Genomic DNA, 21,885 nt, shown 5'->3' on the forward strand with positions numbered 1-21,885 from the left:
GAGATTCACCCATGCCTCGCTTCGCTGCCAACCTGTCGATGCTGTTCACCGAAGAGGATTTCCTGGCCCGCTTCAAGGCCGCTGCCGACGCCGGTTTCACCGGGGTCGAGTACCTGTTTCCGTACGACTACCCCGCCGCCGAGATTCGCCAGCAGCTCGATGCCCATGGCTTGACCCAGGTGCTGTTCAACCTGCCGGCCGGAGATTGGGGCCAGGGCGAGCGTGGCATTGCTTGCCACCCGGACCGCGTCGAGCAATTCCGCGCCGGGGTCGATCAGGCCATCGAGTACGCCAAGGTGCTAGGCAATACCCAGGTCAACTGCCTGGCCGGCATTCGCCCGCGGGGGCTGGACGAGCAGGCGGTGCGCGCGACCTTCGTCGACAACCTGCGCTACGCCGCCGAGCGGTTCAAGGCTGCCGGCCTGCGCCTGGTCATGGAGATGATCAACACCCGTGACATCCCCGGCTTCTACCTCAACACCACCGCCCAGGCGCTGGAGATTCAGGCCGAGGTGGGCAGTGACAACCTGTTCCTGCAGTACGACATCTACCACATGCAGATCATGGAAGGCGACCTGGCCCGCACGCTGCAGGCGAACCTTGCGCTGATCAACCATGTGCAACTGGCTGACAACCCAGGGCGCAACGAGCCGGGCACGGGCGAGATCAACTACCACTTCCTGTTCGCCCACCTCGACCGGATCGGCTACCAGGGCTGGGTCGGAGCCGAATACAAGCCGCTGACCACGACCGAGGCGGGGCTGGGCTGGTTGAAGACCTACAACGTGATCTGAGTGATTACGGCCGGTTGAAGCCGCACAACTTGATGCGAGTGAGGGCCTGTGGACGCGAAGGTTAACCCGTTCTGGCGGTGTCTGCCCTGCCGGCCCTTCGCGGCTAAAGCCGCTCCCACAGGGTGCGCGGTAACGGGTTGACCTGTGTCTGAGGGCAAACGCGATGCAGCCAGGCACAACTACCGCCGCAAACCTGACCAACGCTGTTCCAGAACGAAAATGCAATTCAGGTGGAAGCGGCTATTGCCGCGATGGCCGGCGCAGCCGGCCCATTACAAACGACACCGCCTCCTCCAGTGAACCCTATCGATCCAGGGCCTCTGGCCGGACCCAGCAAAACGAATGACCCCCGCCCGCAGGCACAACACGCAGAAGCGGGCTGCAACCGAAATACGTCCACGGCAACGCCGCACTCGCCGTCAGGCAACCAAACCACTGTCACGGGGCGCGACCGTTTTCCCCGCCCCTTCCCAGTCAACAACAAGAGGCACCACCACATGGCCAAGATCGGATTCATCGGCACCGGCATCATGGGCAAGCCCATGGCCCACAACCTGCTCAAGGCCGGCCACGACCTGTTCGTCTCCGAGCACCACAGCAAGGCCCCTGCAGACCTGACCGAGGCCGGCGCCGTCGCCCTGGCCAACCCCAAAGAGGTGGCCCAGGAAGCCGATTTCATCATCGTCATCGTCCCCGATACCCCGCAGGTCGAAAGCGTGCTGTTCGACACCGACGGCATCGCCGAGGGCCTGAGCGCCAACAAGATCGTGATCGACATGAGCTCGATCTCCCCCACCGCCACCAAGGCCTTCGCCGAGCGCATCGCCAAAACCGGCGCCAGCTACCTCGACGCCCCGGTCTCCGGTGGTGAAGTCGGCGCCAAGGCCGCCACCCTGAGCATCATGATCGGCGGCAGCGCCGAGGCGTATGAACGCGCCCTGCCGCTGTTCCAGGCGATGGGCAAGAACATCACCCACGTCGGCGGCAGCGGCGACGGCCAGACCGCCAAGGTGGCCAACCAGATCATCGTCGCCCTGAACATCCAGGCGGTCAGCGAAGCCCTGCTGTTCGCCGCAAAAAATGGTGCCGACCCGGCCAAGGTCCGTGCCGCATTGATGGGCGGCTTCGCCTCGTCGAAAATCCTCGAAGTGCATGCCGAGCGCATGATCAAGGGCACCTTCGACCCCGGCTTCAAGATCACCCTGCACCAGAAAGACCTCAACCTGGCCCTGCAAGGCGCCAAGGAACTGGGGATCAACCTGCCCAACACCTCCAACGCGCAGCAGGTGTTCAGCACCTGTGTGGCGCTGGGTGGCGGCAACTGGGACCATTCGGCATTGATCAAGGGTCTGGAGCACATGGCCAACTTCTCGATCCGCGACGAGCAGTAGACTGTTTCGCGGGAGCGCCTGGTCAGCACTTTCGCAACGCGCAACACCCGCCCCGGCGTCGGCCTGCACGGAGGCCGCTGTCGGGGCGGCCCTGATTTCGCACAACAATAATCATTGGGAGCCTGCCATGTCGGTCGATCCGCAAACCCTACTCCGCTCGCTGTTCGATGCAGCGATTGCCGCGGCCCATCCGCGTCAGGTCCTCGAACCCCATCTACCGGCCGACCGCACGGGCCGTGTGATCGTCATCGGTGCCGGCAAGGCTGCCGCAGCCATGGCCGAAGTGGTGGAAAAGCACTGGCAAGGCGAGGTCAGCGGCCTGGTCGTGACGCGTTACGGCCACGGCGCCAGTTGCCAGAAGATCGAAGTGGTCGAAGCCGCTCACCCCGTGCCTGACGCAGCCGGCCTGGCCGTGGCCGAGCGGGTGCTGGCGATGGTCAGCAACCTCAGCGAAAGCGACCGGGTGATCTTCCTGCTCTCCGGGGGCGGCTCGGCGCTGCTGGCACTGCCCGCCGAAGGCCTGACCCTTGCCGACAAGCAACACGTGAACAAGGCCCTGCTCAAGTCCGGCGCCACCATCGGCGAGATGAACTGCGTGCGCAAGCACCTCTCGGCGATCAAGGGCGGTCGCCTGGCCAAGGCCTGCTGGCCGGCCACGGTCTACACCTATGCCATTTCCGATGTACCGGGCGATCTGGCCACCGTGATCGCCTCGGGCCCGACCGTGGCCGATCCGAGCACCTCGGCCGATGCTCTGGCCGTGCTCAAACGCTACGCCATCGATGCGCCCCAAGCGGTCATCGACTGGCTCAACAACCCTGCCTCGGAAACCGTCAAAGCCGGCGACCCGGCGCTGTCGCGCAGCCATTTCCAGTTGATCGCCAAACCCCAGCAATCCCTGGAAGCCGCTGCGGTGAAAGCGCGCCAGGCCGGGTTCAGCCCGCTGATCCTCGGTGATCTTGAAGGCGAATCACGGGAAGTGGCCAAGGTGCATGCCGGCATTGCCCGGCAGATCGTCCTGCACGGCCAGCCGCTCAAGCCGCCCTGCATCATCCTCTCAGGCGGTGAAACCACGGTGACCTTGCGCGGCAACGGTCGTGGCGGGCGCAACGCGGAGTTCCTGCTGAGCCTCACCGAAAACCTCAAAGGCTTCCCGGGCATCTACGCCCTGGCAGGCGACACCGACGGCATCGATGGCTCGGAAGACAACGCCGGCGCCCTGATGACCCCCGACAGCTACGCCCGTGCCGCCGCCCTGGGGCTGTCTGCCACCGATGAGCTGGACAACAACAATGGCTACGGCTACTTCGAAGCCCTCGACGCGCTGATCGTCACCGAGCCGACGCGCACCAACGTCAACGACTTCCGCGCCATTCTCATTCTCGAGACCCCCTACCCATGACGCCCGATAAAAAGGTCAAGATCCTCGCCACCCTGGGCCCGGCCACCCGCAGCATTGATGACGTGCGCCAACTGGTCGAGGCCGGGGTGAACATCTTTCGCCTGAACTTCAGCCACGGTGAGCACGCCGACCATGCCGAGCGCTATGGCTGGATTCGTGACGTGGAGCGGCAGCTCAATTACCCGCTGGGCATTCTCATGGACCTGCAAGGGCCGAAGTTGCGTGTGGGTCGCTTTGCCGAGGGCAAGGTGCAGTTGCAGCGCGGCCAGACGCTGCGCCTGGACCTTGACGCCACCCCCGGCGACCAGCACCGGGTCAACCTGCCCCACCCGGAGATCATCACCGCGCTGGAACCGGGCATGGACCTGCTGCTCGACGACGGCAAGCTACGCCTGCGCGTGCTGGCCAAGCATGGCGATGCCATCGACACCGAGGTGGTGGACGGCGGTGAGCTGTCGGACCGCAAAGGCGTCAACGTTCCGCAGGCCCTGCTCGAGCTGTCGCCGCTGACGGAAAAGGATCGCCGTGACCTGGCATTCGGTCTGGAACTGGGCGTGGACTGGGTGGCGCTGTCGTTCGTGCAACGCCCTGAGGACATCGAGGAAGCGCGCCGACTGATCGGTGATCGCGCCTACCTCATGGCCAAGATCGAGAAGCCTTCGGCGGTGACCCAGTTGCAGGCCATCGCCGAACGGGCCGACGCGATCATGGTGGCCCGTGGCGACCTGGGGGTGGAGGTGCCGGCCGAGCAGGTACCGCAGATCCAGAAAAACATCATCGGCACCTGCCGTCAGCTCGGCAAACCGGTGGTGGTCGCCACGCAGATGCTCGAATCCATGCGTTTCTCCCCGGCCCCGACCCGCGCAGAAGTCACCGACGTGGCCAACGCCGTGGCCGAAGGCGCCGATGCCGTGATGCTCTCGGCTGAAACCGCCTCGGGCGACTACCCGCTCGAAGCGGTGCGGATGATGAGCAAGATCATTCGCCAGGTCGAAAACGGCCCGGACTATCAGGCCCAGCTCGACGTGGGCCGGCCCAGGGCCGAGGCCACGGTGTCGGATGCTATCAGCTGCGCGATCCGGCGGATCAGCGGCATCCTGCCGGTGGCGGTGCTGGTCAACTACAGCGAGTCTGGCGCCTCGACACTGCGCGCAGCCCGCGAACGGCCCCGCGCGCCGATCCTCAACCTCACTCCCAACCGCCGCACGGCGCGTCGGCTGAGTGTGACCTGGGGCGTGCACTCGGTGGTCAATGACCGGCTGCGGCAGGTCGATGAAATCTGCTCGACCGCGCTGGAAATCGCCCAAGCGCAGGGCATGGCCGACCTCGGTGACACCTTGCTGATCACCGCCGGTGTGCCTTTTGGCAAGCCGGGTACGACTAATACGTTGCGGATCGAGGTATTGGTGTAGCCCGCTCGTACAAGCCGCAGCGCCCAATGACCGCCCCGCCATGACGTCTGCATAGCCAGGTTCATCGCGGGGCGATCGCGTTCGGACGACACGCTTCGACCTGCTGCACTGCCTCGGCAGTTGCCTGCCGACCCAACCCCTTCCCCTCACCTTGCCGACGCGCCATGTACACCAAGAACTTCGTCAACCCCTGCCCCGACTGGGCCACCGCGCTGCTCAACGGCTTCAGCCAGGTGCTCTTGCTGCGCAGCCCGCTGTGCGGCCTGTGCTGCCTGCTGGCCATCCTCTTCACCGCCCCCACCCTGGTCGGCGGCGCCCTGCTCGGCGCGCTTGCCGGCCTGCTCACCGCCCAGCGCCGCGGCTATGACCGCGCCGATCGCCAGGCGGGGCTCTACTGCTACAACGGCGTGCTGATCGGCATCCTGATCAGCGCGGTGCTGCCGTGGTCGGCCATCCTGCCGCCGCTGATCATCGCGGCGGGCGGGCTGTCGAGCATCATTACCCACCAGTGGCGCAAGCGGGGAGGCACGTTGCTGGTGGCGTATACCGCGCCGTTCGTGCTGCTGGGCTGGGGCGTGTTGACGTTCGCCGAGCCGGGTTTGGCGGTTGTGGCCGAGCCGAATCCGCTTTACGGACTGCTGCGGGGGATAGGCCAGATCTTTCTGCTGGATCATCCGCTGGCAGGGCTGCTGATCATCATCGGGATGTTCATCGCCCAGCCGTATGCGGCGATATGGGCAGTGATCGGGTCGGCAATTGGCGGCGGGGTGGCGTGGCTGGCGGGCCTGGATCAGGCGTCTGCGATGGGTCTGTACGGGTTCAACGCGGCACTTGCGGCCTTGGCATTCAGCCGTCAGGGGGAGAGACCTTGGACGACCCTACTAGCCATTACCCTGGCACTGCTGCTACAGCCACTGATCGCGCGGCTACCCGTTGCGGGATTGACCGCGCCTTTCGTCGCGTCATGCTGGTTGCTCCACCTCGGCACCTGCATTAGCCGGACTGCTGCAAACCGTATGCCTTTCAACTGAGGCGAATCACGGCCGCTTCGTTCGTGGGCTGGGCACATACCACCGCAGAGCAGCGATAAGACACCGTTGCCTCAGTTCGAACGGACACTGAAACATCCCACCGCCTTGCAGCGCTCCGACTTCCAGCTACTCGGATGAGCAGGTCAATTCGGCGCCTGGACGATTGCGCACTGCTTACCAACCCTTCTAGGCTTGGCGCCTCAGTAATCCGAGCCTTAGCACATGCGTGAATCGCCCACCCTCCGCCAACGCCTCTACACCATCGTCTTCCAAAACGACACCCCCGCCGGCCGGCGCTTCGACAAGCTCCTGCTGCTGATCATCCTGGCCAGCCTGGTCACGGTCATCCTCGACAGCATCGGCGAAGTGCACCGCAATTACTCAGGGCTGCTGGCAGGCATCGAGTGGGGCTTCACGGCGATCTTCCTGCTCGAATACCTCACCCGCCTGTACTGCTCGCCCAAGCCGTTGCGCTATGCCTTCAGCTTCTACGGCCTGGTCGACCTGCTGGCCATCGTGCCGGGGATCATCGCGCTGTATTACAGCGACGCGCAGTACCTGATGATCATCCGCGTGATCCGCATGCTGCGGATCTTCCGCGTGCTCAAGCTCAGCCCCTACCTGAGCCAGGCAGACTACCTGCTCAAGGCCCTGCGCGGCAGCAAGCAGAAGATCATCGTGTTCCTGCTCAGCGTGTCGACCCTGGTCACCGTGTTCGGCACCTTGATGTACGTGATCGAAGGGCCTGAGCATGGCTTCACCAGCATCCCCAAGGGCATCTACTGGGCGGTGGTGACGCTCACCACCGTAGGCTTCGGCGACATCGTGCCGCAGACACCGCTGGGCCAGGTGCTGTCGTCGCTGGTGATGATTACCGGCTACTCGATCATCGCGGTGCCTACCGGCATCTTCACCGCCGAGCTGGCCAACGCCATGCGCGGGGAGCGCTTGCAGCAGGACTGCCCACGTTGCGCCAAGCCCCAGCATGAGCAGGCGGCAGCGTTCTGCTCGCGCTGCGGCGAGGGCCTGTTTGGCAAGCGCGACTGAGCATAGCGAGGCAGCGACGCGCAGTGCATAACCACCATACTTTTTGTTCTTTAGCCCGTCCCAGGCCAGCGGCTATAGTCGCAGGCACTGTGCCACCCACCTCCCAAGGACTGATCGTGAAGAAACTCCTCAGCGCGTCACTGCTCGCCGCCGGCCTGGCGCTGGGCAACCTCGCCCATGCCGCCCCGACCCTGCTCAACGTGTCGTACGACGTGATGCGCGACTTCTACAAGGACTACAACCCGGCGTTCCAGAAGCACTGGGCAGCGGAGCACGACGAAAAGGTCAACGTGCAGATGTCGTTCGGCGGCTCCAGCAAGCAGGCGCGTGCCGTGATCGATGGTCTGCGTGCCGACGTCATCACCATGAACATGGCCACCGACATCAATGCCCTGGTTGACAACGGCCAACTGGTACCCGACAACTGGGTCACGCGCCTGCCGAACAACAGCGCGCCGTTCACCTCGGCCACCGTGTTCATCGTGCGCAAGGGCAACCCCAAGGCGCTCAAGGACTGGCCCGACCTGCTCAAGGACGGCGTGCAGGTGATCGTGCCCAACCCCAAGACCTCGGGTAATGGCCGCTACACCTACCTGTCTGCCTGGGGTTATGTACTCAAGCAGGGTGGTGATGAAGCCAAGGCCCGTGACTTCGTCGGCAAGCTGTTCAAGCAGGCGCCGGTGCTCGACACCGGTGGCCGCGCCGCGACCACGACCTTCATGACCAATCAGATCGGTGACGTGCTGGTGACCTTCGAGAACGAAGCGGAAATGATCGCCCGCGAGTTTGGCCGTGATCAGTTCGAGGTGGTCTACCCAAGCGTGTCGGCTGAAGCCGAACCACCGGTCAGCGTGGTCGACAAGGTGGTGGACAAGAAAGACACCCGCGCGGTGGCTGAGGAATACCTCAAGTACCTGTGGTCGCCTGCCGCTCAGGAGATCGCTGCAAAGAACTACCTGCGCCCGCGCGATGCCACGGTGCTGGCCAAATACACCGACCGCTTCCCCAAGGTGGATTTCCTCTCGGTCGAAAAAACCTTCGGGGACTGGAGAACCGTGCAGAAGACTCACTTCAATGACGGTGGCGTGTTCGACCAGATTTACACCGGACAGTGATTCCACGTCAGTAGAGGCTGGTATGAACAGCGTCTGCTCAACACTGCAACCCCGATCCACCGGTAGAGCGCGGTGCCTGGACCGGGGCCGCTGTGCCGCCCATCGCGGCTGACCGGAGCCAGGCACCCCCGAGTTTGGCTCCAGCGACGTCGACCCGCGCTCAAAGCCAACACGATCAGGTCGAACTTCCCGGCCGCCTGCCAATCAGTTCCCTGAGTAAACCCTGCCCCGCTCCCCCGGCCAGAGGATCACTCAGTGCTGCGTTTTCTCACCCCCCTGTTGCTCGGCTGCCTGCTGAGCACCCAGTTGCTGGCCGCCGACCCGGCGCCGGCTGAACAACCCGCCGCGCCCGAGCCGGTGCTGCAAGGTGGCCTGCTCGGCGCTCTGGCCGATGGCCTGGACAGCGCCGGCCGCGAGCTGGACCTGGACGAACACCTGGTCGACGCCTGGCGCATACGCACCGACCGCGCGGGCAAGGAAGTCGCGCGGCTGGTGGATCGCCACTCGACCAGCGACACCCTGCAGATGTTCGTAGACTTCATGTTGCTGACCCTGACCTGGGCCGGCAGCTTCGTGGCGCTCAATCTGCTGGGTCGCCTGGTGGCCAGGCGCATCGCTGCCACCGCCTGGCTACGCCCACGAGTGCGCATGCGCGCGTTGCTTGGCTACCTGCTGCCCTACACACTGCCGGCCCTCGCCGCATTGCCGCTGACGGTGTACGCGAGCCGTTTCGTCGACCCGTCGATCGCCCGCGCCACGGGCTTGAGCCTGGCCTATGCCACCAGCAGCGGCCTGTTCTCCACCTCGATCATTCTCTGCCTGATCACCTTGTTCGATGCCGGCCACAAGCGCCGGGCCGTGGCCGCCATCCGCCGCATCGCACCGCGCCCGCTGTTTCTGATCGGCTTCCTCGCGGCCTGGAGCGATGCCCTGACCAGCCCGCAGATCGCGCGCCAGCTGGGCGGCAACATCACCAGCAGCGTGGCCGTACTGACCGGCCTGACGGCCACCTTCATCTTCGCCAGCCTGGTGCTGCGCCTCCGCCGCCCGGTGGCGCACCTGATCCGCAACCGCGACCTCAAGGACCGCCTTGGCCACCGCGCCGTGCAGGAGACCCTGCGCATCTTCTCCAAGCTCTGGTACCTGCCGATCCTGCTGATGATCCTGGTTTCCGCCATCCACCTGATCGGCGCCGGTGAAGAAAGCCAGAAGGCCCTGCAGAACGCCTTACTGACCACCGTGCTGCTGGTCGCGACGGTGTTCCTCAGCACCACGCTGCAGCATGTGCTGGCCCCGCGCGAAGCGGAGAACGGCCAACAACGGGTGCGTCCTTACAAGGAACTCCTGCGCAGCCTCGCCCATGCGCTGCTGCGGGTGACGATGGCCGTGGCGTTCATCGAACTGCTCGGCCGGATCTGGGGCTTCTCGGTGCTCGATTTCGCCTTGAGCAACAGCCTGGGCAAGGCGATCAGCAATTCGGTGTCGACCATCGGCCTGATCCTGCTGGTGACCTGGTTGCTGTGGGTGGTGCTCGACACCGCGATCCAGGAAGCGCTCAAGCCGCCGGTGGGCCGGCGGGCCTCACGCCAACCCAGCACACGCGTGCGGACCATCCTGCCGATGCTGCGCAACGCGGTGAAAGTGATTCTGATCGTCATCTGCACCATCACCACCATGGCCAACCTCGGCATCAACGTCGCGCCCTTGCTGGCAGGCGCCGGGGTGATCGGCCTGGCCATCGGCTTCGGCTCGCAGCAGTTGGTGCAGGATGTCATCACCGGGCTGTTCATCCTCATCGAGGACACCATTTCCATCGGCGACTGGGTAGTGCTCGACTCCGGCCACGCCGGGACAGTGGAAAGCCTGACCATCCGGACCCTGCGCCTGCGCGACGGCAAGGGCTTCGTGCACTCGGTGCCGTTCGGGCAGATCAAGGCGGTCACCAATCAATCGCGGCAGTTCGCCTACGCCTTCTTTTCGGTGCAGTTCACCTACGACAGCGACGTGGATGCCTCGTTGGGGTTGATCCATGAGGTGGGCCAGTCGATCACCGCCGACCCTTTGCTCAGCATCAATCTGCAGGGGCCGCTGCAGGTGTTCGGGGTCGATCGGATGGACCTCAACGGTTTCGTGCTGACCGCGCAGTTCCGCACCATTTCCGGCGGGCAGTACGCGGTGAGCCGTGCGTTCAACGAGCGCTTGAAGAAGAAGGTCGACCAGACCGACAACGTGCATTTCGCCCAGGTGTATCCGATGCGTCTACCTGGCGTGGACAACCCCGCGCCAGTCTGAGGTACCCGCGACCGATGCCGGCAGGAGACGCAGACCGAGCACCTACCTCGCTCTGCTCAGCCGCGCAGCTAAGCAAGGCGAAGCTGATCAGGCGCTCACGAGGCCGGGCGCTGCACGAACACCAGCGCCTTCAGGCCACCCTCCGGGTCGACGTCGGGAAACTCCGGCGGGTTGTCCAGGCGCTCGACAAACTGCAGCGTGGGCGCGTGCTCGGCCATGCCGTCCAGCAGAAACCGTGGGCCGATGCCCGGATCGTTGACACAGGCCAACACCGTGCCGCCTGGGGTGAGCAGCTCGGGCAGCCGCCGCAGGATCTTGGCGTAATCCTGGGTCAGCACGAAGCTGCCGCGCTGGAAGGTGGGCGGGTCGATGATGATCAGGTCGTAGGGCCCGTACTTGCGCACCTTCCCCCACGACTTGAACAGTTCATGGCCCAGGTACGCCACGCGGGACGGGTCATGGTCGTTCAGGCGGTGGTTGTCGCGCCCGCGTGACAGCGCGGACTTGGCCATGTCGAGGTTGACCACCTGCTCGGCCCCGCCGGCAATGGCGGTCACGGAGAAGCCGCAGGTGTAGGCGAACAGGTTCAGCACGCGCTTGCCCGCAGCGTGCTCGCGCACCCAGCGCCGGCCATGGCGCATGTCGAGGAACAGCCCGGTGTTCTGCCGCACGCCCAGGTCCAGCAGGTAGGTGAGGCCGTCCTCGATCACCTCGCGCTGCGCGCAGGGCTCGCCCAGCAGCCACTGGCCAGGGCTGTCCGGCAGGTAGCGGTGTTGCAGCAGGATCGCCTGGCCGCTCCACTGCGCACCTTCAGCCAGGCGCAGCAGCATGGCTTCGAGCGCGGCCAGCTCAGCGCTCGGCAGCTCGCGGAACAGCGCCACCGACAGCACGCCCTGCAGCCAGTCCACGGTGATCTGCTCCAGCCCCGGCCAGCAGCGCCCACGGCCGTGGAACAGGCGGCGGGTTTCGATGGGCGCCGGGTCAAGGGCGGCTAGCAGGTGCTGTTCAAGGATCTGGATCGGCGAAGTCATGACAGGGCCACAAGCGGAAAACCGCGCATTCTACCGATTTTATCGCCGCACTTCGTGGCTCATCGTGCCTGCGGCCTGGCGCTCGCCGGAGCGAACCACCAGCCCTGCTGCATGCCGGCTGCCGCCACCAGGATCAGGCCCACCCCCAGCCACTGCAAGGCGCCGAGGCGATGGCCGAACGCCAGCCAGTCCACCAGGATCGCCGCGACCGGGTAGATGAACGACAGCGCGCCGGTCAAGGCCGTGGGCAGACGCTGGATGGCGCTGTAGAGCAGCACATACATCACGCCCGTGTGCACCAGCCCCAGGGTCAGCACACTGGCGATGGCGGAGGGGGCCGCCGGCAGCGCGATGGGCATGACCCAAGGCGCCAGCAGCACGCTGCCGGTCACTACCTGTACCAGCGCAATCACCTGCGCCGGTGCAGCGCGCAGGCGCTTGATGATCAGCGCCGCGAGGGCATACAACAGCGCGGCGCCCAAGGCCAGGCTGATGCCCAGCAGGTAGTCGCTGCCCTGCCCTTCACCGTGCGCGGCGACGATGGCGAGCATCCCAAGGAAGGCCACAGCGAGCCAGGTGAGCTTGGCCAGGGTCACCCGCTCGCCGAGAAAGACCCCGGCCAACCCGACCAGCAGGAACGGCTGCAGGTTGTACACCGCCGTGGCGATGGCAATCGAAGCACGTGAATAGGCAGCAAACAGCAGCAGCCAGTTGCCGACGATTGCCACGCCGCTGAGCATGGCCCAGCCCAGCATTGCGCGGGTCATCACACCCGCTCGCAGCTGGCCGAAGCTCGCGCAGATCGCCAGCAGCGCCACGCTGCCGAGCACGCAGCGCCAGAACACCACAGTAAGCACCGGCTCCCCGCTCACCAGCACGAACCAGCCGATGGTGCCGGAAATCAGCATCGCCGCCACCATTTCCAACGAACCTCGACGCACAGACCTGTCCATCGCGTACCTCCCTGAATGAGGGGTTCAGTATGAGCAGCGGCTGCGGCTCGGCTCCAGAAGCCCCTCAAGGCAAAAAGAAGCTGGCGCCTTTACTATCAAGGCGGATTTCACTTTTTACCCTTGGGAGACATTTGATGACCGACGCCATCGACCAGATGCTGATCAACGCCCTGATGCAAGACAGTCGCCGCTCTCTCAAGGCGCTGGCCCAGATCACCGGCCTCTCGGCCCCCAGCGTCAGCGAACGGTTGCGCCGGCTGGAAGAGCGCGGCGTGCTGCGCGGCTTCACCGTCGAGGTCGACCCACGCAGCTTCGGTTACCAGTTGCAGGCCATCGTGCGCATCCGGCCGCTGCCGGGGCGTTTGCAGGAAGTGGAACGGCACATCATCGCGACCCCGCAGTTCACCGACTGCGACAAGGTCACCGGGGAAGACTGTTTCATCGCACGCCTGCAGGTGCGTTCGATGGAGCAGCTCGACACCCTGCTCGACCGCCTCAGTCTGATTGCCGAAAGCAATACCGCCATCATCAAGAAGACTCCAGTGAAGCGCCGGCTGCCGCCGATGGACTAATAATGTGTACAGAAGTCATTCAACAAGTGAATGCGCGCCATTAAATATGTACACATATGTGTAACCATAAGTGGCAAGCCTGTGTCCAATTTCTGGGGGTAACACCTCAGAAAGTGACACTTACACGCTTTTAAAACTTGACCATGAAATCAACTAATTAGGTTTTAGCACTTATTAAAACAGTGAACAATTCTGATATTTTTCCTTCTATTTCAATCGTTTAAAAAATCTTAGCTGTTTTGTCGTCTACTGCCAATTAGCACGCATGAGTGGACTGGCATGGAACTCGCTTCCCTGCACTCGTGTTTTGTATACAACTTCTACAGAACATAAATACAAGAATTCGTAACGCTGCCTTTGAGCAGCCGTTGCGCCCAGAACCCAGTGATGCACACGCTGCACTGACGAGATGGCCGGCCACGCGCCCGCCCGCTCATCGCAGTCCACGCGCATCAGGAGCCTGCCGGAATGAGCACCAGCCTCAACCTTGCCCCTGAACACCCCATCGCCTCCCCGACCCCTCACAGCGCGCCCATCGCCGGGCTGCCGGCAGACCTCGAGCTGAGCCCGCGCCTGCACAACCGCGACCTGGCGCCCACGCGCATGGCCGGGCGCCGCTGGGGCGGCTACAGCATCTTTGCGCTGTGGACCAACGACGTGCACAACATCGCCAACTATTCCTTCGCCATGGGCCTGTTCGCCCTGGGCCTGGGCGGCTGGCAGATCCTCATGTCATTGGCCATCGGCGCGGCGCTGGTGTACTTCTTCATGAACCTGTCTGGCTACATGGGGCAGAAGACCGGGGTGCCCTTCCCGGTCATCAGCCGCATCGCCTTCGGCATTCATGGTGCGCAGATTCCGGCGCTGATCCGGGCAGTGATCGCGATTGCCTGGTTCGGCATCCAGACCTACCTCGCCTCGGTGGTGCTGCGCGTACTGCTCACGGCCGTCTGGCCGCAGGTGGCGGCCTACGATCACAACAGCGTGCTGGGCCTGTCGAGCCTGGGCTGGATGTGTTTCGTGGCGATCTGGCTGGTGCAGTTGGTGATCCTTGCCTACGGCATGGAGATGGTGCGCCGCTACGAAGGCTTCGCCGGGCCGGTGATCCTGCTGACGGTCGCGAGCCTGGCCTGCTACATGTATTTCAAGGCCGATACGCGCATTGCCTGGTCAGTGGCCGAACCACTGACTGGCTATGAGATGTGGCGCAACATCTTTGCCGGCGGTGCCCTGTGGCTGTCGATCTACGGCACGCTGGTGCTCAACTTCTGCGACTTCGCCCGCTCTTCGCCGTGCCGCAAGACCATCCGCGTCGGCAACTTCTGGGGCCTGCCAGTGAACATCCTGGTGTTCGCAGTGATCACCGTGGTGCTCTGCGGCGCGCAGTTCAAGATCAACGGCCAGATCATCGACAGCCCCACGCAGATCGTCGCCAGCATCCCCGAAACGGCCTTCCTGGTCCTGGGCTGCCTGGCGTTCCTGATCGTCACCGTGGCCGTCAACATCATGGCCAACTTCGTCGCCCCGGCCTTCGTGCTCAGCAACCTGGCGCCGCGCCACCTCAACTTCCGCCGCGCCGGCCTGATCAGCGCCACCCTGGCGGTGCTGATCCTGCCGTGGAACCTGTACAACAGCCCGGTGGTGATCGTGTACTTCCTCTCGGGCCTGGGCGCCCTGCTCGGCCCGCTGTACGGGGTGATCATGTCGGACTACTGGCTGCTGCGAAAAGGCTGCATCAACGTGCCGGAGCTCTACAGCGAAAACCCGGCCTGTGCCTACCACTACAGCCGCGGCGTCAATCTACGGGCCGTAGCGGCCTTCGTGCCTGCGGCGTTGCTGTCGATCATTCTCGCGTTGGTTCCACACTTCCACAGCGTTGCACCGTTCTCCTGGTTGATCGGTGCAGGCATCGCCGCTGCGATCTACCTGCTGATCGCACCGCGCCGCTGCCTTTATCAAGACGTCAGCGGCGAGTGCATCGCCGTCGACCACAGCAGTCACTGAGCAAGGATTCAGACATGCGGATTCTCATCGTCAACGTCAACACCACCGAGGCCATCACTGAAGCGATTGCCGAGCAGGCGCGCAGCGTGGCCTCCCCCGGTACCGAGATCGTCGGCCTGACGCCGCGGTTCGGCGCCGAGTCGGTAGAAGGCAACTTCGAAAGCTACCTGGCGGCGATCGCCGTGATGGATCGGGTGCTGAGCTATGACCAGCCCTATGATGCGGTGATTCAGGCCGGTTACGGCGAACACGGGCGCGAGGGCTTGCAGGAGCTGCTCGATGTGCCGGTGGTCGACATCACCGATGCAGCGGCCAGCACGGCCATGTACCTGGGCCACGCCTACTCGGTGGTGACCTCGCTGGACCGCACCGTGCCACTGATCGAAGACCGCCTGAAGCTGTCCGGGCTCTGGGAGCGCTGCGCCTCGGTGCGCGCCAGCGGCCTGGCGGTGCTGGAACTGGAGGCGGATCCGCAGCGTGCGGTCGAGGCCATCGTCGAACAGGCCGAGCGCGCCGTGCGTGACGACAAGGCCGAGGTGATCTGCCTGGGCTGCGGCGGCATGGCCGGGCTCGATGAGCAGATTCGCCAGCGCACTGGCGTGCCGGTGGTCGATGGCGTAAGCGCAGCGGTGACCATTGCCGAATCGCTGGTGCGGTTGGGCTTGAGCACCTCGAAGGTCAGAACCTATGCCACGCCGCGCGCCAAGAAGGTGGTGGGCTGGCCGTTGCGGCCCAATCGCTGATCGGTTGCTGCGCCCACGAAAAAGCGCCGGCATGCCAGTAATGCCAGTCAGTTAAGCGAAAGGGACCGCTTCGCGGTCCATCGCGGCTGAAGCCGCTCCCACAGATTGCACCAGTCTGTGGGAGCGGCCGGTCCGGCGCTCCGGTCAGCCGCGATGGGCTGCAAGGCAGCCCCAATTGCTAAAAAGCGGCTTAACTGACTGGCATTACCGGCATGCCGGCGCTTTTTCGTTGAAGTGCAACACGTGCGTGACTGCCTGGGCTGATCAGCCTGGCGCTCACGCCCGGTGGATCAGGTCGGGCACGCATGCTCGCCGTCATCGAGCCCCTGACGCACGTTACGGCTGAGCAAGCTGGCCTTGCCGTCGTGCCAGGTCAGGGTCAGCACATACAGCGAATCGAAGTCCTCACCACTCCAGTCATCGGTGATGACCCGCTTCTCACCCAGCGCCCTGCCAGCCACCGCGTTGATCAGATCCGGCAGATAACCGTGTGACCATGCGGTGTACACCGTGGCATTGCGGTACTTGTCGCGCATCAGCTCCTTGGCCAGGTCATCGACCTCATTGGCGTCGAAATCGATGTTCACCGGCAGCCCTTGGCTGATTGCGCTGGGGCTGATGGTCATCAAGGGGCGGATATAGCTGTAGCTGCGGTCCTGGCTGCCTTCCTCGACATGCCGGGTCGGGTTGGCGGCGAACACGTAGTCGGCCTTGCCGAAGCGTTCAGGGAGCACGGTGGCCAGGTCGATGGCGCGGTTCAGGCCCTGGCAATTGAGCTGGCCAAGGCCCTCGCCGGGCTTCTCGGCATGGCGCATGAACACCAGCGTCTGGGTGCCGTCGACCGGATCGGCGCGGCTGTCGAGCACTTGCAGCGCGATGGGCACGCTGGCACCGACCAGGGCCAGGCCCAGCAGGAGGTGGCGTCGACGACGGATAAAGGCGGGCAACGTCATAGATCGGGCTCTTGCGGCAAAAGGGACCCCCACGGGCTGGCGCCATGCTGCGTCGCAGGGACAACGGGCGGCGCGGCGGTCAAGCCTTGGGTGGAAGGTCTGAGTGCAAAGACTGCACTTTGTTCCCCACTGCTCACCGCGCAAGCGCAGGATAGAGCGTTCCTGTTGCCGATTTGTGGCAGCTCAATCGTCGCGCGTCAGCACCTGCACCACCTCGATCTCGAAGGTCAACGCCGAGTTCGGCGGGATCTTGCCAACGCTGCGCTCGCCATAACCCAATGCTGCAGGCACTGCCAGCCGGCGCTTGCCACCTTCGCGCATGCCCATCAGGCCCTGGTCGCACCATTTCTCTTAGTGACAACCCGATCATTTTAGGCATTTGTTTACTGTTGCTGGCAATCAGCCGCCATGTACAATGCTATGAGTCGATAGGTCACCAGCTGGCCTACATCACACAGGGACAGGCACATGCAAGACTATAAGTTTCGACTAATTCCATTTCAGAATATGCATTTTTCTGAGGAGGAGGCAGAGGCAAGGTTTGTTGCATGCTTAGAAGATACAAGGGACGGCTTTGGAGAGGCTACTGTAACGCTTGAAGATAGTATTTTATGTATATCTGTAAAAAATAAGAACGAGCTATCAGAAGAGGATTGCTTGAAAAGGTTCAAAGAAATCTTGGTTAACGGTAGTTTGTCATTATCCGCTCAACCTCTTTTCTAAAGTGCTACGTCCCGCCGCCAAAGCTCAGCAACTGAAATATCATTATCTTAACTTGGCAGTGGGTACGTAACCCCTGTGGAGGTTAAGACTTTATTGGGTAGCTCACAATCGCTTGAGCGGATGACAAAAGCATCATCTGATCCCCTGTCAAGCCTGTGTGCGGGAACGCAGAGTACGGAAAATGCCCAGATGATAGATCTATGACCATTTGTTGATCAGTAAGCGAAATTTTTTTAGCGCCTGATGGATAGATTCCTCTCCCTTTCTCGGTAATAGAAAATGCTAATGGATAAAAAGATAGGACGCTAATTACGCATGTGTTTCCCTTGTTCGTAAAGGCAAACATCTTAGCACTAAGGTGGTGACGGTGCGGGTAGAACCAGCAATAGATATCATGGGATTGATCGATCGCTGATTCATCACCCATGACAAACTTTTGCAATGGCGTAAAGTAAGGTGATTCTACGGGTTCTTTTTTGCACTCTTCAACAGTCGTAGCTGATAAGATGTGGCCAATCATTGCACGGCAGAAACTGATTGCATTAAATGGCACTATCACATGGTTTAGCGGATTACTAAGATGAGTGAAGTGCTGACTTACTAATTTGGTTAAGTGCTTATAAACCCGTGCCACTTCTTCATCGTTTTGCCCTAAATAGTTGCTGTTGCATTCGCTGCAAATAGTTTTGAACTTGCTCCCATTTGTAGATTTGATCCCCTTAACCGGAATAGGATTGACACCCATAATCTCCGTCAAATGCACTTGCTCAGTTTTTGTGATGAACACACTGCCCTTGGGTGGCACATGGTCCCAACTCAGCTTTCCATGAGTTCCGCAGATCAAGCAGTAACCTTGCTTTAGTTTGCTGTGCTTCCATCGGTCAGTCAGGTTATTTGCATAGTCTCCCATGATATTACTCTCCGTGGCTGTGGCGTAAGCATGTAGTGAGTTGGTTGATGCCCTCGGCATTTATGTCTATAGCTTTCAGGGCGGTCAGCACATTGTCATGTGTGGTAGTTGATCCTCTCTGGCTCACCCATAAGCTCAATTCTTCGATTGCTGCTCTCATGGCATGCTGGTTGAGCAAGATGAGTTCAACTGCATCCGCTGCTGTCGCTGCTTTGTCATCCATCTGCACGCCCCCTAGGTTCAAGCACATAGCATAGCTGAATTATAATGTAGGAGGTGCAGTCGGCTCAAAACGAGCAACACCTTGTTTTTCTCTCAAAAACCAACCCACCCAAAATCCATAGCCAGTTATCACTTCAGTTCAAATCGTTAGAGGTCGAATAATCCGGCGCTAAATCGCCTGCGCTTAACCCCTGCCAATATTACAAGAATGGGATGACCAAAGGTTTTTTCGAATCCCCCTTTTAGATACAAAGAAACCCCGCCACAGCCCCAAGTAGGGCCATAGCGAGGCTGTTTGAGTGTTGCCTATACCACTCCGAAGGGTAGACGCTCACGCTGCTGCATGAGGCTATTTTTAAGCCGCCTTATCAAAGCTCAGACCAAGGGCCAGCATCAAGCGACGTACCGCTGTTGGTGTCCACTCGCTACCTCGTGAAGTACCAACCCCTTTGCTATTCAGGCAGTCGGCTACTGCTTGCAACGTGGTGAGCTTGTTGTACAGGCACGACTCAAGGTGAGGCTTGATCGTGCTATTGAATGCGGATGCTTTAGCCACAGCTGCCTTGGTCGCTGCACCCTCACCCCCTGTCGCAACACCACGACCTTTCTCAAGTGCCTGTGTACGACGTTCCACCTTGGCAACAGACTCGGCATCACCACACTGAGCGCGACGATTCAAAGCAGCCAGTGCGTCTTTGGTACGTTGGGCGATGAACTCTCGTTCCTGTTCAGCAAGGGCGGCGAACAGGTGGAGTGCGAAGTTGTCGGCGTTGGGCATTGTTGCCACTTTCACATCAACACGTTTCATCAGACCAGCAATGTGTTCAACGTCACGACCTACCCTGTCCAGCTTGGCGACAACGAAGTCAGCATCATGCTCTTTACAAGCAGCGAGAGCCTTAGCACATTCGGGACGATCTGCTGGTGCGATTGTACCGCTGACAGTTTCGATAAACGCGGCTACCACGTTCCACCCATTCGACTTGGCAGCGGTGTCGATGTATTGACGCTGTGCTTCGATACCCAAGCCAGAACGTTCGCCCTTGGTGGTTGAGATTCGAAGGTAAGCGACGACGTTTTTCATTTGAGATTGATTCCTTTCTTGACTGGCTTACCGCCTTGCTAATCCTGTCAATTTTACAGGCTGGACAGACATTTATCAATCCATGAACGTGCAAGCAAGGAACGACAAGATCAAGAAATAAAGAAATTGACAGATTCAAGAAATCAACAACCACTAATCCAAGTAAAAATGCCATCGTCACTCAGCGTATGTGCCTAGCTACCAATGTAAATGGGATTTAATCTCAAATAAGCTGATTAACGTGCTTTCTGTGTGGTTATTCGTCAGGCTGTGAGGGATCACTGGTTGTGATTAACAACAGTACCTAGCACCTGTAGGCAGGATCAGGATTTGAGCCACATACTCATCACATACCGACTAAAATGATAGATACGGCATGGCCGCTATCACCTGTTTCCCCCCTGTACATCTGTCTGTGCTTTTTCGAAGGCTAAAGCCGCGTGCTCAAGATGCACGAGTGCAATCACGCTAGGTCTTCTGCCTAAGATGGGGAGGGGTGAAGATTTGAAAGACTAAAAACGATTGGTAAAGGTGTGCTCGGGGGGATGCACTGCTCACTAGAGGTACTATCTGAGAATGGTGCCAATACTACCCATTAGAGGTATAGGCCAAGTGAGCGATAGCGAATGCTTTTTAGAGGGAAAGGTGAGAGATCACCTGCCTGCTTTTGACCTTATCTTATAGAGTTACTTCTTCGTATGCTAAGCATACAATCTAATACTCTGTAAGCGTAGCTTACAATATACTTCTTCTCTAACATTGAAGGGTTTTTACCCTTCTCTCCCTCTATCTTTGCCCAACCTAACGCTGTGGTCTCCGCCCACAAGATAAAAGCATTATACACAGGCAGCCATTGATCTGTCAACACCAGATTGCGATATTTTATTGTCAGAATACGACATGTGCCAAACCGTGCCAATCATTGCCGCTCATAAGTGACTAATACGTCTAGGAGCGCCTATAAAGCCCGTATAAAACCGTTTTACTCTTCCCCCTAACTTGGGTAGCAGGTAGGGATGAAAATGGTCTTAAAACGCACCACAGAGCCTTATAGGCTATTGCCCATACCGTAGGGCACCATTCTTTCTCGTCTATGGCATCTGCGTACCACAGGTTCAAGATGCTTAATGGCACCGAGGAATGATTTACTAACCCGTGTCAACTGACTAATGGACAGGTTGTCATACTTTTCACACAGGGTGACGTATTTGTCGAAGAGTACACTACACACGGGCATCACATACCACTGATGACCGCGATAGACGTGCTCAATCAGCGTTCGTTCATCGCACGTCACATCATCAAAACCAAGGTGAATATGGTTGCTAGGCCAGTGAAGCACAATTAGATTCATTGTGTATCTGCCAGTGAAAGACTAAACGCCGGTTCCTCATCTTGTGAGCGTGTGCTTGGAAAGCCTTCGGGAATAACCAAGTCTCCAAAGTACTCCTGCGCCTCTTTTTCAGCATCGGCAAGGCGTTTAGCTTTCGCTCGTTCAAGCGTCCTACGCTCTCTATCTTCAGCAGCTTCAATCAGCTGTTGCGTTAGTTTGGTCTTGTACTCATCTAGTTGGATTTGCAGGTGATCCACATACTCCTCTTTTACTTTCACCTTGAGCTCTTCCTTGTCTTTCGCTTGTAATGCTTCAGGCTTAGTCATTGGTACAGAATTGACTAGTTGAGCATGGAAGATAGGCCAGCGACGATCAATTTCGAATCCATCTGCTACGTGTTGACTCACCAACTTTAACCATTCGTGCTCAAGCGCGTGTGTCACTAACACTGTCGAAGCAGACGTGTTTTCATAAGCATGAATAGCAATGCGTAGGCGACGATTGAACTCGTCATCATTCCATGCTGGCGGAGTGCCTTGGATAGTGGTTAATGGTTTTTTACTGTTCGTACTAGTCATCATTGTTGCTCCTTTATCATTTTAATGTGTTTGCGAATCTGAGTTAGAAGTAGCTCTTTGTAACTAGCTTCAGTCATGGCAGGTGGTGTGATCTTTTCTAAGCCCACCAATTCAGCTGTAAGCATTAGATCATCAGGCTCAGCCCGTTGGTTCAGGTTATGAGTTTCACGCTGTGAGCGTCTTTCTAGGGCAGCTAGCAGTCCTCGTACTGTTGGATCAATGGTGCGTTTCATTTGAATTGCTCCATTACCAATGACCTAACATGTTCATTTACGCCTTTTGATTTGCTCTTCAT

At 60.4% G+C, this 21,885-nt stretch carries 19 protein-coding genes and 1 pseudogene; 12 read left to right on the forward strand and 8 right to left on the reverse strand.

Annotated elements, in window-relative coordinates; all coding sequences use genetic code 11:
• Positions 1-11 precede the first annotated feature (11 nt).
• From hyi to RT028_RS01085, 8 genes are all read left to right on the forward strand, one after another.
• On the forward strand, positions 12-794 hold the full coding sequence (gene hyi / locus RT028_RS01050) for a hydroxypyruvate isomerase (RefSeq protein ID WP_312931445.1): 783 nt from the start codon (positions 12-14) through the stop codon (positions 792-794).
• A 497-nt stretch (positions 795-1,291) separates the two neighbouring features.
• On the forward strand, positions 1,292-2,185 hold the full coding sequence (locus RT028_RS01055) for a 2-hydroxy-3-oxopropionate reductase (RefSeq protein WP_312931447.1): 894 nt from the start codon (positions 1,292-1,294) through the stop codon (positions 2,183-2,185).
• Between the two features lie 127 nt (positions 2,186-2,312).
• A complete protein-coding gene (locus tag RT028_RS01060) occupies positions 2,313-3,587 on the forward strand; it encodes a glycerate kinase (protein ID WP_312931455.1) in 1,275 nt (424 codons plus the stop codon).
• Complete coding sequence (gene pyk / locus RT028_RS01065) at positions 3,584-4,999, forward strand: pyruvate kinase (protein ID WP_312931457.1); 1,416 nt, start codon at positions 3,584-3,586, stop codon at positions 4,997-4,999. Before RT028_RS01060 ends, pyk begins: the two co-directional genes overlap by 4 nt.
• A 164-nt stretch (positions 5,000-5,163) precedes the next feature.
• The gene (locus RT028_RS01070; protein ID WP_312931459.1) at positions 5,164-6,030 is read left to right on the forward strand and encodes an urea transporter; all 867 of its coding nucleotides are present in this window, start codon (positions 5,164-5,166) and stop codon (positions 6,028-6,030) included.
• Between the two features lie 222 nt (positions 6,031-6,252).
• Entirely contained in the window at positions 6,253-7,077 is an 825-nt protein-coding gene (locus RT028_RS01075) for an ion transporter (protein ID WP_312931461.1), read from the forward strand.
• 116 nt (positions 7,078-7,193) lie between these two features.
• Positions 7,194-8,192, forward strand: coding sequence for a sulfate ABC transporter substrate-binding protein (locus RT028_RS01080; protein WP_312931463.1), 999 nt, complete (start codon positions 7,194-7,196; stop codon positions 8,190-8,192).
• A 255-nt stretch (positions 8,193-8,447) separates the two neighbouring features.
• Positions 8,448-10,484 (forward strand): mechanosensitive ion channel family protein, encoded by a 2,037-nt coding sequence (locus RT028_RS01085; protein ID WP_312931465.1) that lies wholly within the window; start codon positions 8,448-8,450, stop codon positions 10,482-10,484.
• A gap of 95 nt (positions 10,485-10,579) precedes the next feature.
• On the opposite strand, the gene RT028_RS01090 is transcribed toward RT028_RS01085, so the two are convergent.
• Positions 10,580-11,515: a class I SAM-dependent methyltransferase gene (locus tag RT028_RS01090; protein ID WP_312931467.1), complete on the reverse strand. Its 936-nt coding sequence runs from the start codon at positions 11,513-11,515 to the stop codon at positions 10,580-10,582.
• A gap of 59 nt (positions 11,516-11,574) precedes the next feature.
• On the reverse strand, positions 11,575-12,468 hold the full coding sequence (locus tag RT028_RS01095) for a DMT family transporter (protein ID WP_312931469.1): 894 nt from the start codon (positions 12,466-12,468) through the stop codon (positions 11,575-11,577).
• Between the two features lie 134 nt (positions 12,469-12,602).
• On the opposite strand from RT028_RS01095, the gene RT028_RS01100 reads away from it, so the two are divergent.
• The 3 genes from RT028_RS01100 to RT028_RS01110 all read left to right on the forward strand — a co-directional run bounded on the left by RT028_RS01100 (position 12,603) and on the right by RT028_RS01110 (position 15,787).
• Positions 12,603-13,040, forward strand: coding sequence for an Lrp/AsnC family transcriptional regulator (locus RT028_RS01100; protein WP_312931472.1), 438 nt, complete (start codon positions 12,603-12,605; stop codon positions 13,038-13,040).
• A gap of 468 nt (positions 13,041-13,508) precedes the next feature.
• Entirely contained in the window at positions 13,509-15,044 is a 1,536-nt protein-coding gene (locus tag RT028_RS01105; protein WP_312931475.1) for an NCS1 family nucleobase:cation symporter-1, read from the forward strand.
• A gap of 14 nt (positions 15,045-15,058) precedes the next feature.
• The gene (locus tag RT028_RS01110) at positions 15,059-15,787 is read left to right on the forward strand and encodes an aspartate/glutamate racemase family protein (RefSeq protein ID WP_312931477.1); all 729 of its coding nucleotides are present in this window, start codon (positions 15,059-15,061) and stop codon (positions 15,785-15,787) included.
• Between the two features lie 290 nt (positions 15,788-16,077).
• Here the strand turns inward: RT028_RS01110 and RT028_RS01115 are convergent, their stop codons facing one another.
• Together RT028_RS01115 and RT028_RS01120 are read right to left on the reverse strand one after the other, a co-directional pair.
• Positions 16,078-16,740 (reverse strand): histidine phosphatase family protein, encoded by a 663-nt coding sequence (locus tag RT028_RS01115; protein ID WP_312931479.1) that lies wholly within the window; start codon positions 16,738-16,740, stop codon positions 16,078-16,080.
• Positions 16,741-16,923: 183 nt separating this feature from the next.
• Positions 16,924-17,088 (reverse strand): annotated as a pseudogene (locus RT028_RS01120) (FKBP-type peptidyl-prolyl cis-trans isomerase); the annotation flags it as partial.
• Between the two features lie 120 nt (positions 17,089-17,208).
• Between RT028_RS01120 and RT028_RS01125 the strand changes: the two are divergent.
• Positions 17,209-17,463 carry a hypothetical protein gene (locus RT028_RS01125; protein WP_312931481.1) on the forward strand — a complete coding sequence of 85 codons (255 nt, stop codon included), beginning with the start codon at positions 17,209-17,211 and terminating at the stop codon, positions 17,461-17,463.
• 82 nt (positions 17,464-17,545) lie between these two features.
• Here the strand turns inward: RT028_RS01125 and RT028_RS01130 are convergent, their stop codons facing one another.
• From RT028_RS01130 to RT028_RS01145, 4 genes are all read right to left on the reverse strand, one after another.
• Positions 17,546-18,373, reverse strand: coding sequence for a metal-binding protein (locus RT028_RS01130; RefSeq protein ID WP_312931483.1), 828 nt, complete (start codon positions 18,371-18,373; stop codon positions 17,546-17,548).
• A 577-nt stretch (positions 18,374-18,950) separates the two neighbouring features.
• A complete protein-coding gene (locus RT028_RS01135; protein ID WP_312931485.1) occupies positions 18,951-19,679 on the reverse strand; it encodes a recombinase family protein in 729 nt (242 codons plus the stop codon).
• 1,350 nt (positions 19,680-21,029) lie between these two features.
• The gene (locus tag RT028_RS01140; RefSeq protein WP_312931488.1) at positions 21,030-21,593 is read right to left on the reverse strand and encodes a hypothetical protein; all 564 of its coding nucleotides are present in this window, start codon (positions 21,591-21,593) and stop codon (positions 21,030-21,032) included.
• Positions 21,590-21,823 (reverse strand): hypothetical protein, encoded by a 234-nt coding sequence (locus RT028_RS01145; RefSeq protein WP_312931491.1) that lies wholly within the window; start codon positions 21,821-21,823, stop codon positions 21,590-21,592. The genes RT028_RS01140 and RT028_RS01145 overlap by 4 nt, the downstream gene beginning before the upstream one ends.
• Positions 21,824-21,885 lie beyond the last annotated feature (62 nt).

Source organism: Pseudomonas sp., assembly GCF_032058845.1.
In the GTDB taxonomy this organism is placed as follows: domain Bacteria; phylum Pseudomonadota; class Gammaproteobacteria; order Pseudomonadales; family Pseudomonadaceae; genus Aquipseudomonas.

Coding starts and splice junctions, on each gene's coding strand:
- RT028_RS01090 (WP_312931467.1), bottom strand. CDS start 11,515: ATGACTTCGCCGATCCAGATCCTTGAACAGCACCTGCTAGCCGCCCTT.
- RT028_RS01135 (WP_312931485.1), bottom strand. CDS start 19,679: ATGAAAAACGTCGTCGCTTACCTTCGAATCTCAACCACCAAGGGCGAA.
- RT028_RS01100 (WP_312931472.1), top strand. CDS start 12,603: ATGACCGACGCCATCGACCAGATGCTGATCAACGCCCTGATGCAAGAC.
- RT028_RS01095 (WP_312931469.1), bottom strand. CDS start 12,468: ATGGACAGGTCTGTGCGTCGAGGTTCGTTGGAAATGGTGGCGGCGATG.
- RT028_RS01060 (WP_312931455.1), top strand. CDS start 2,313: ATGTCGGTCGATCCGCAAACCCTACTCCGCTCGCTGTTCGATGCAGCG.
- RT028_RS01140 (WP_312931488.1), bottom strand. CDS start 21,593: ATGATGACTAGTACGAACAGTAAAAAACCATTAACCACTATCCAAGGC.
- RT028_RS01075 (WP_312931461.1), top strand. CDS start 6,253: ATGCGTGAATCGCCCACCCTCCGCCAACGCCTCTACACCATCGTCTTC.
- hyi (WP_312931445.1), top strand. CDS start 12: ATGCCTCGCTTCGCTGCCAACCTGTCGATGCTGTTCACCGAAGAGGAT.
- RT028_RS01125 (WP_312931481.1), top strand. CDS start 17,209: ATGCAAGACTATAAGTTTCGACTAATTCCATTTCAGAATATGCATTTT.
- RT028_RS01115 (WP_312931479.1), bottom strand. CDS start 16,740: ATGACGTTGCCCGCCTTTATCCGTCGTCGACGCCACCTCCTGCTGGGC.
- RT028_RS01105 (WP_312931475.1), top strand. CDS start 13,509: ATGAGCACCAGCCTCAACCTTGCCCCTGAACACCCCATCGCCTCCCCG.
- pyk (WP_312931457.1), top strand. CDS start 3,584: ATGACGCCCGATAAAAAGGTCAAGATCCTCGCCACCCTGGGCCCGGCC.
- RT028_RS01130 (WP_312931483.1), bottom strand. CDS start 18,373: ATGGGAGACTATGCAAATAACCTGACTGACCGATGGAAGCACAGCAAA.
- RT028_RS01070 (WP_312931459.1), top strand. CDS start 5,164: ATGTACACCAAGAACTTCGTCAACCCCTGCCCCGACTGGGCCACCGCG.
- RT028_RS01145 (WP_312931491.1), bottom strand. CDS start 21,823: ATGAAACGCACCATTGATCCAACAGTACGAGGACTGCTAGCTGCCCTA.
- RT028_RS01055 (WP_312931447.1), top strand. CDS start 1,292: ATGGCCAAGATCGGATTCATCGGCACCGGCATCATGGGCAAGCCCATG.
- RT028_RS01110 (WP_312931477.1), top strand. CDS start 15,059: ATGCGGATTCTCATCGTCAACGTCAACACCACCGAGGCCATCACTGAA.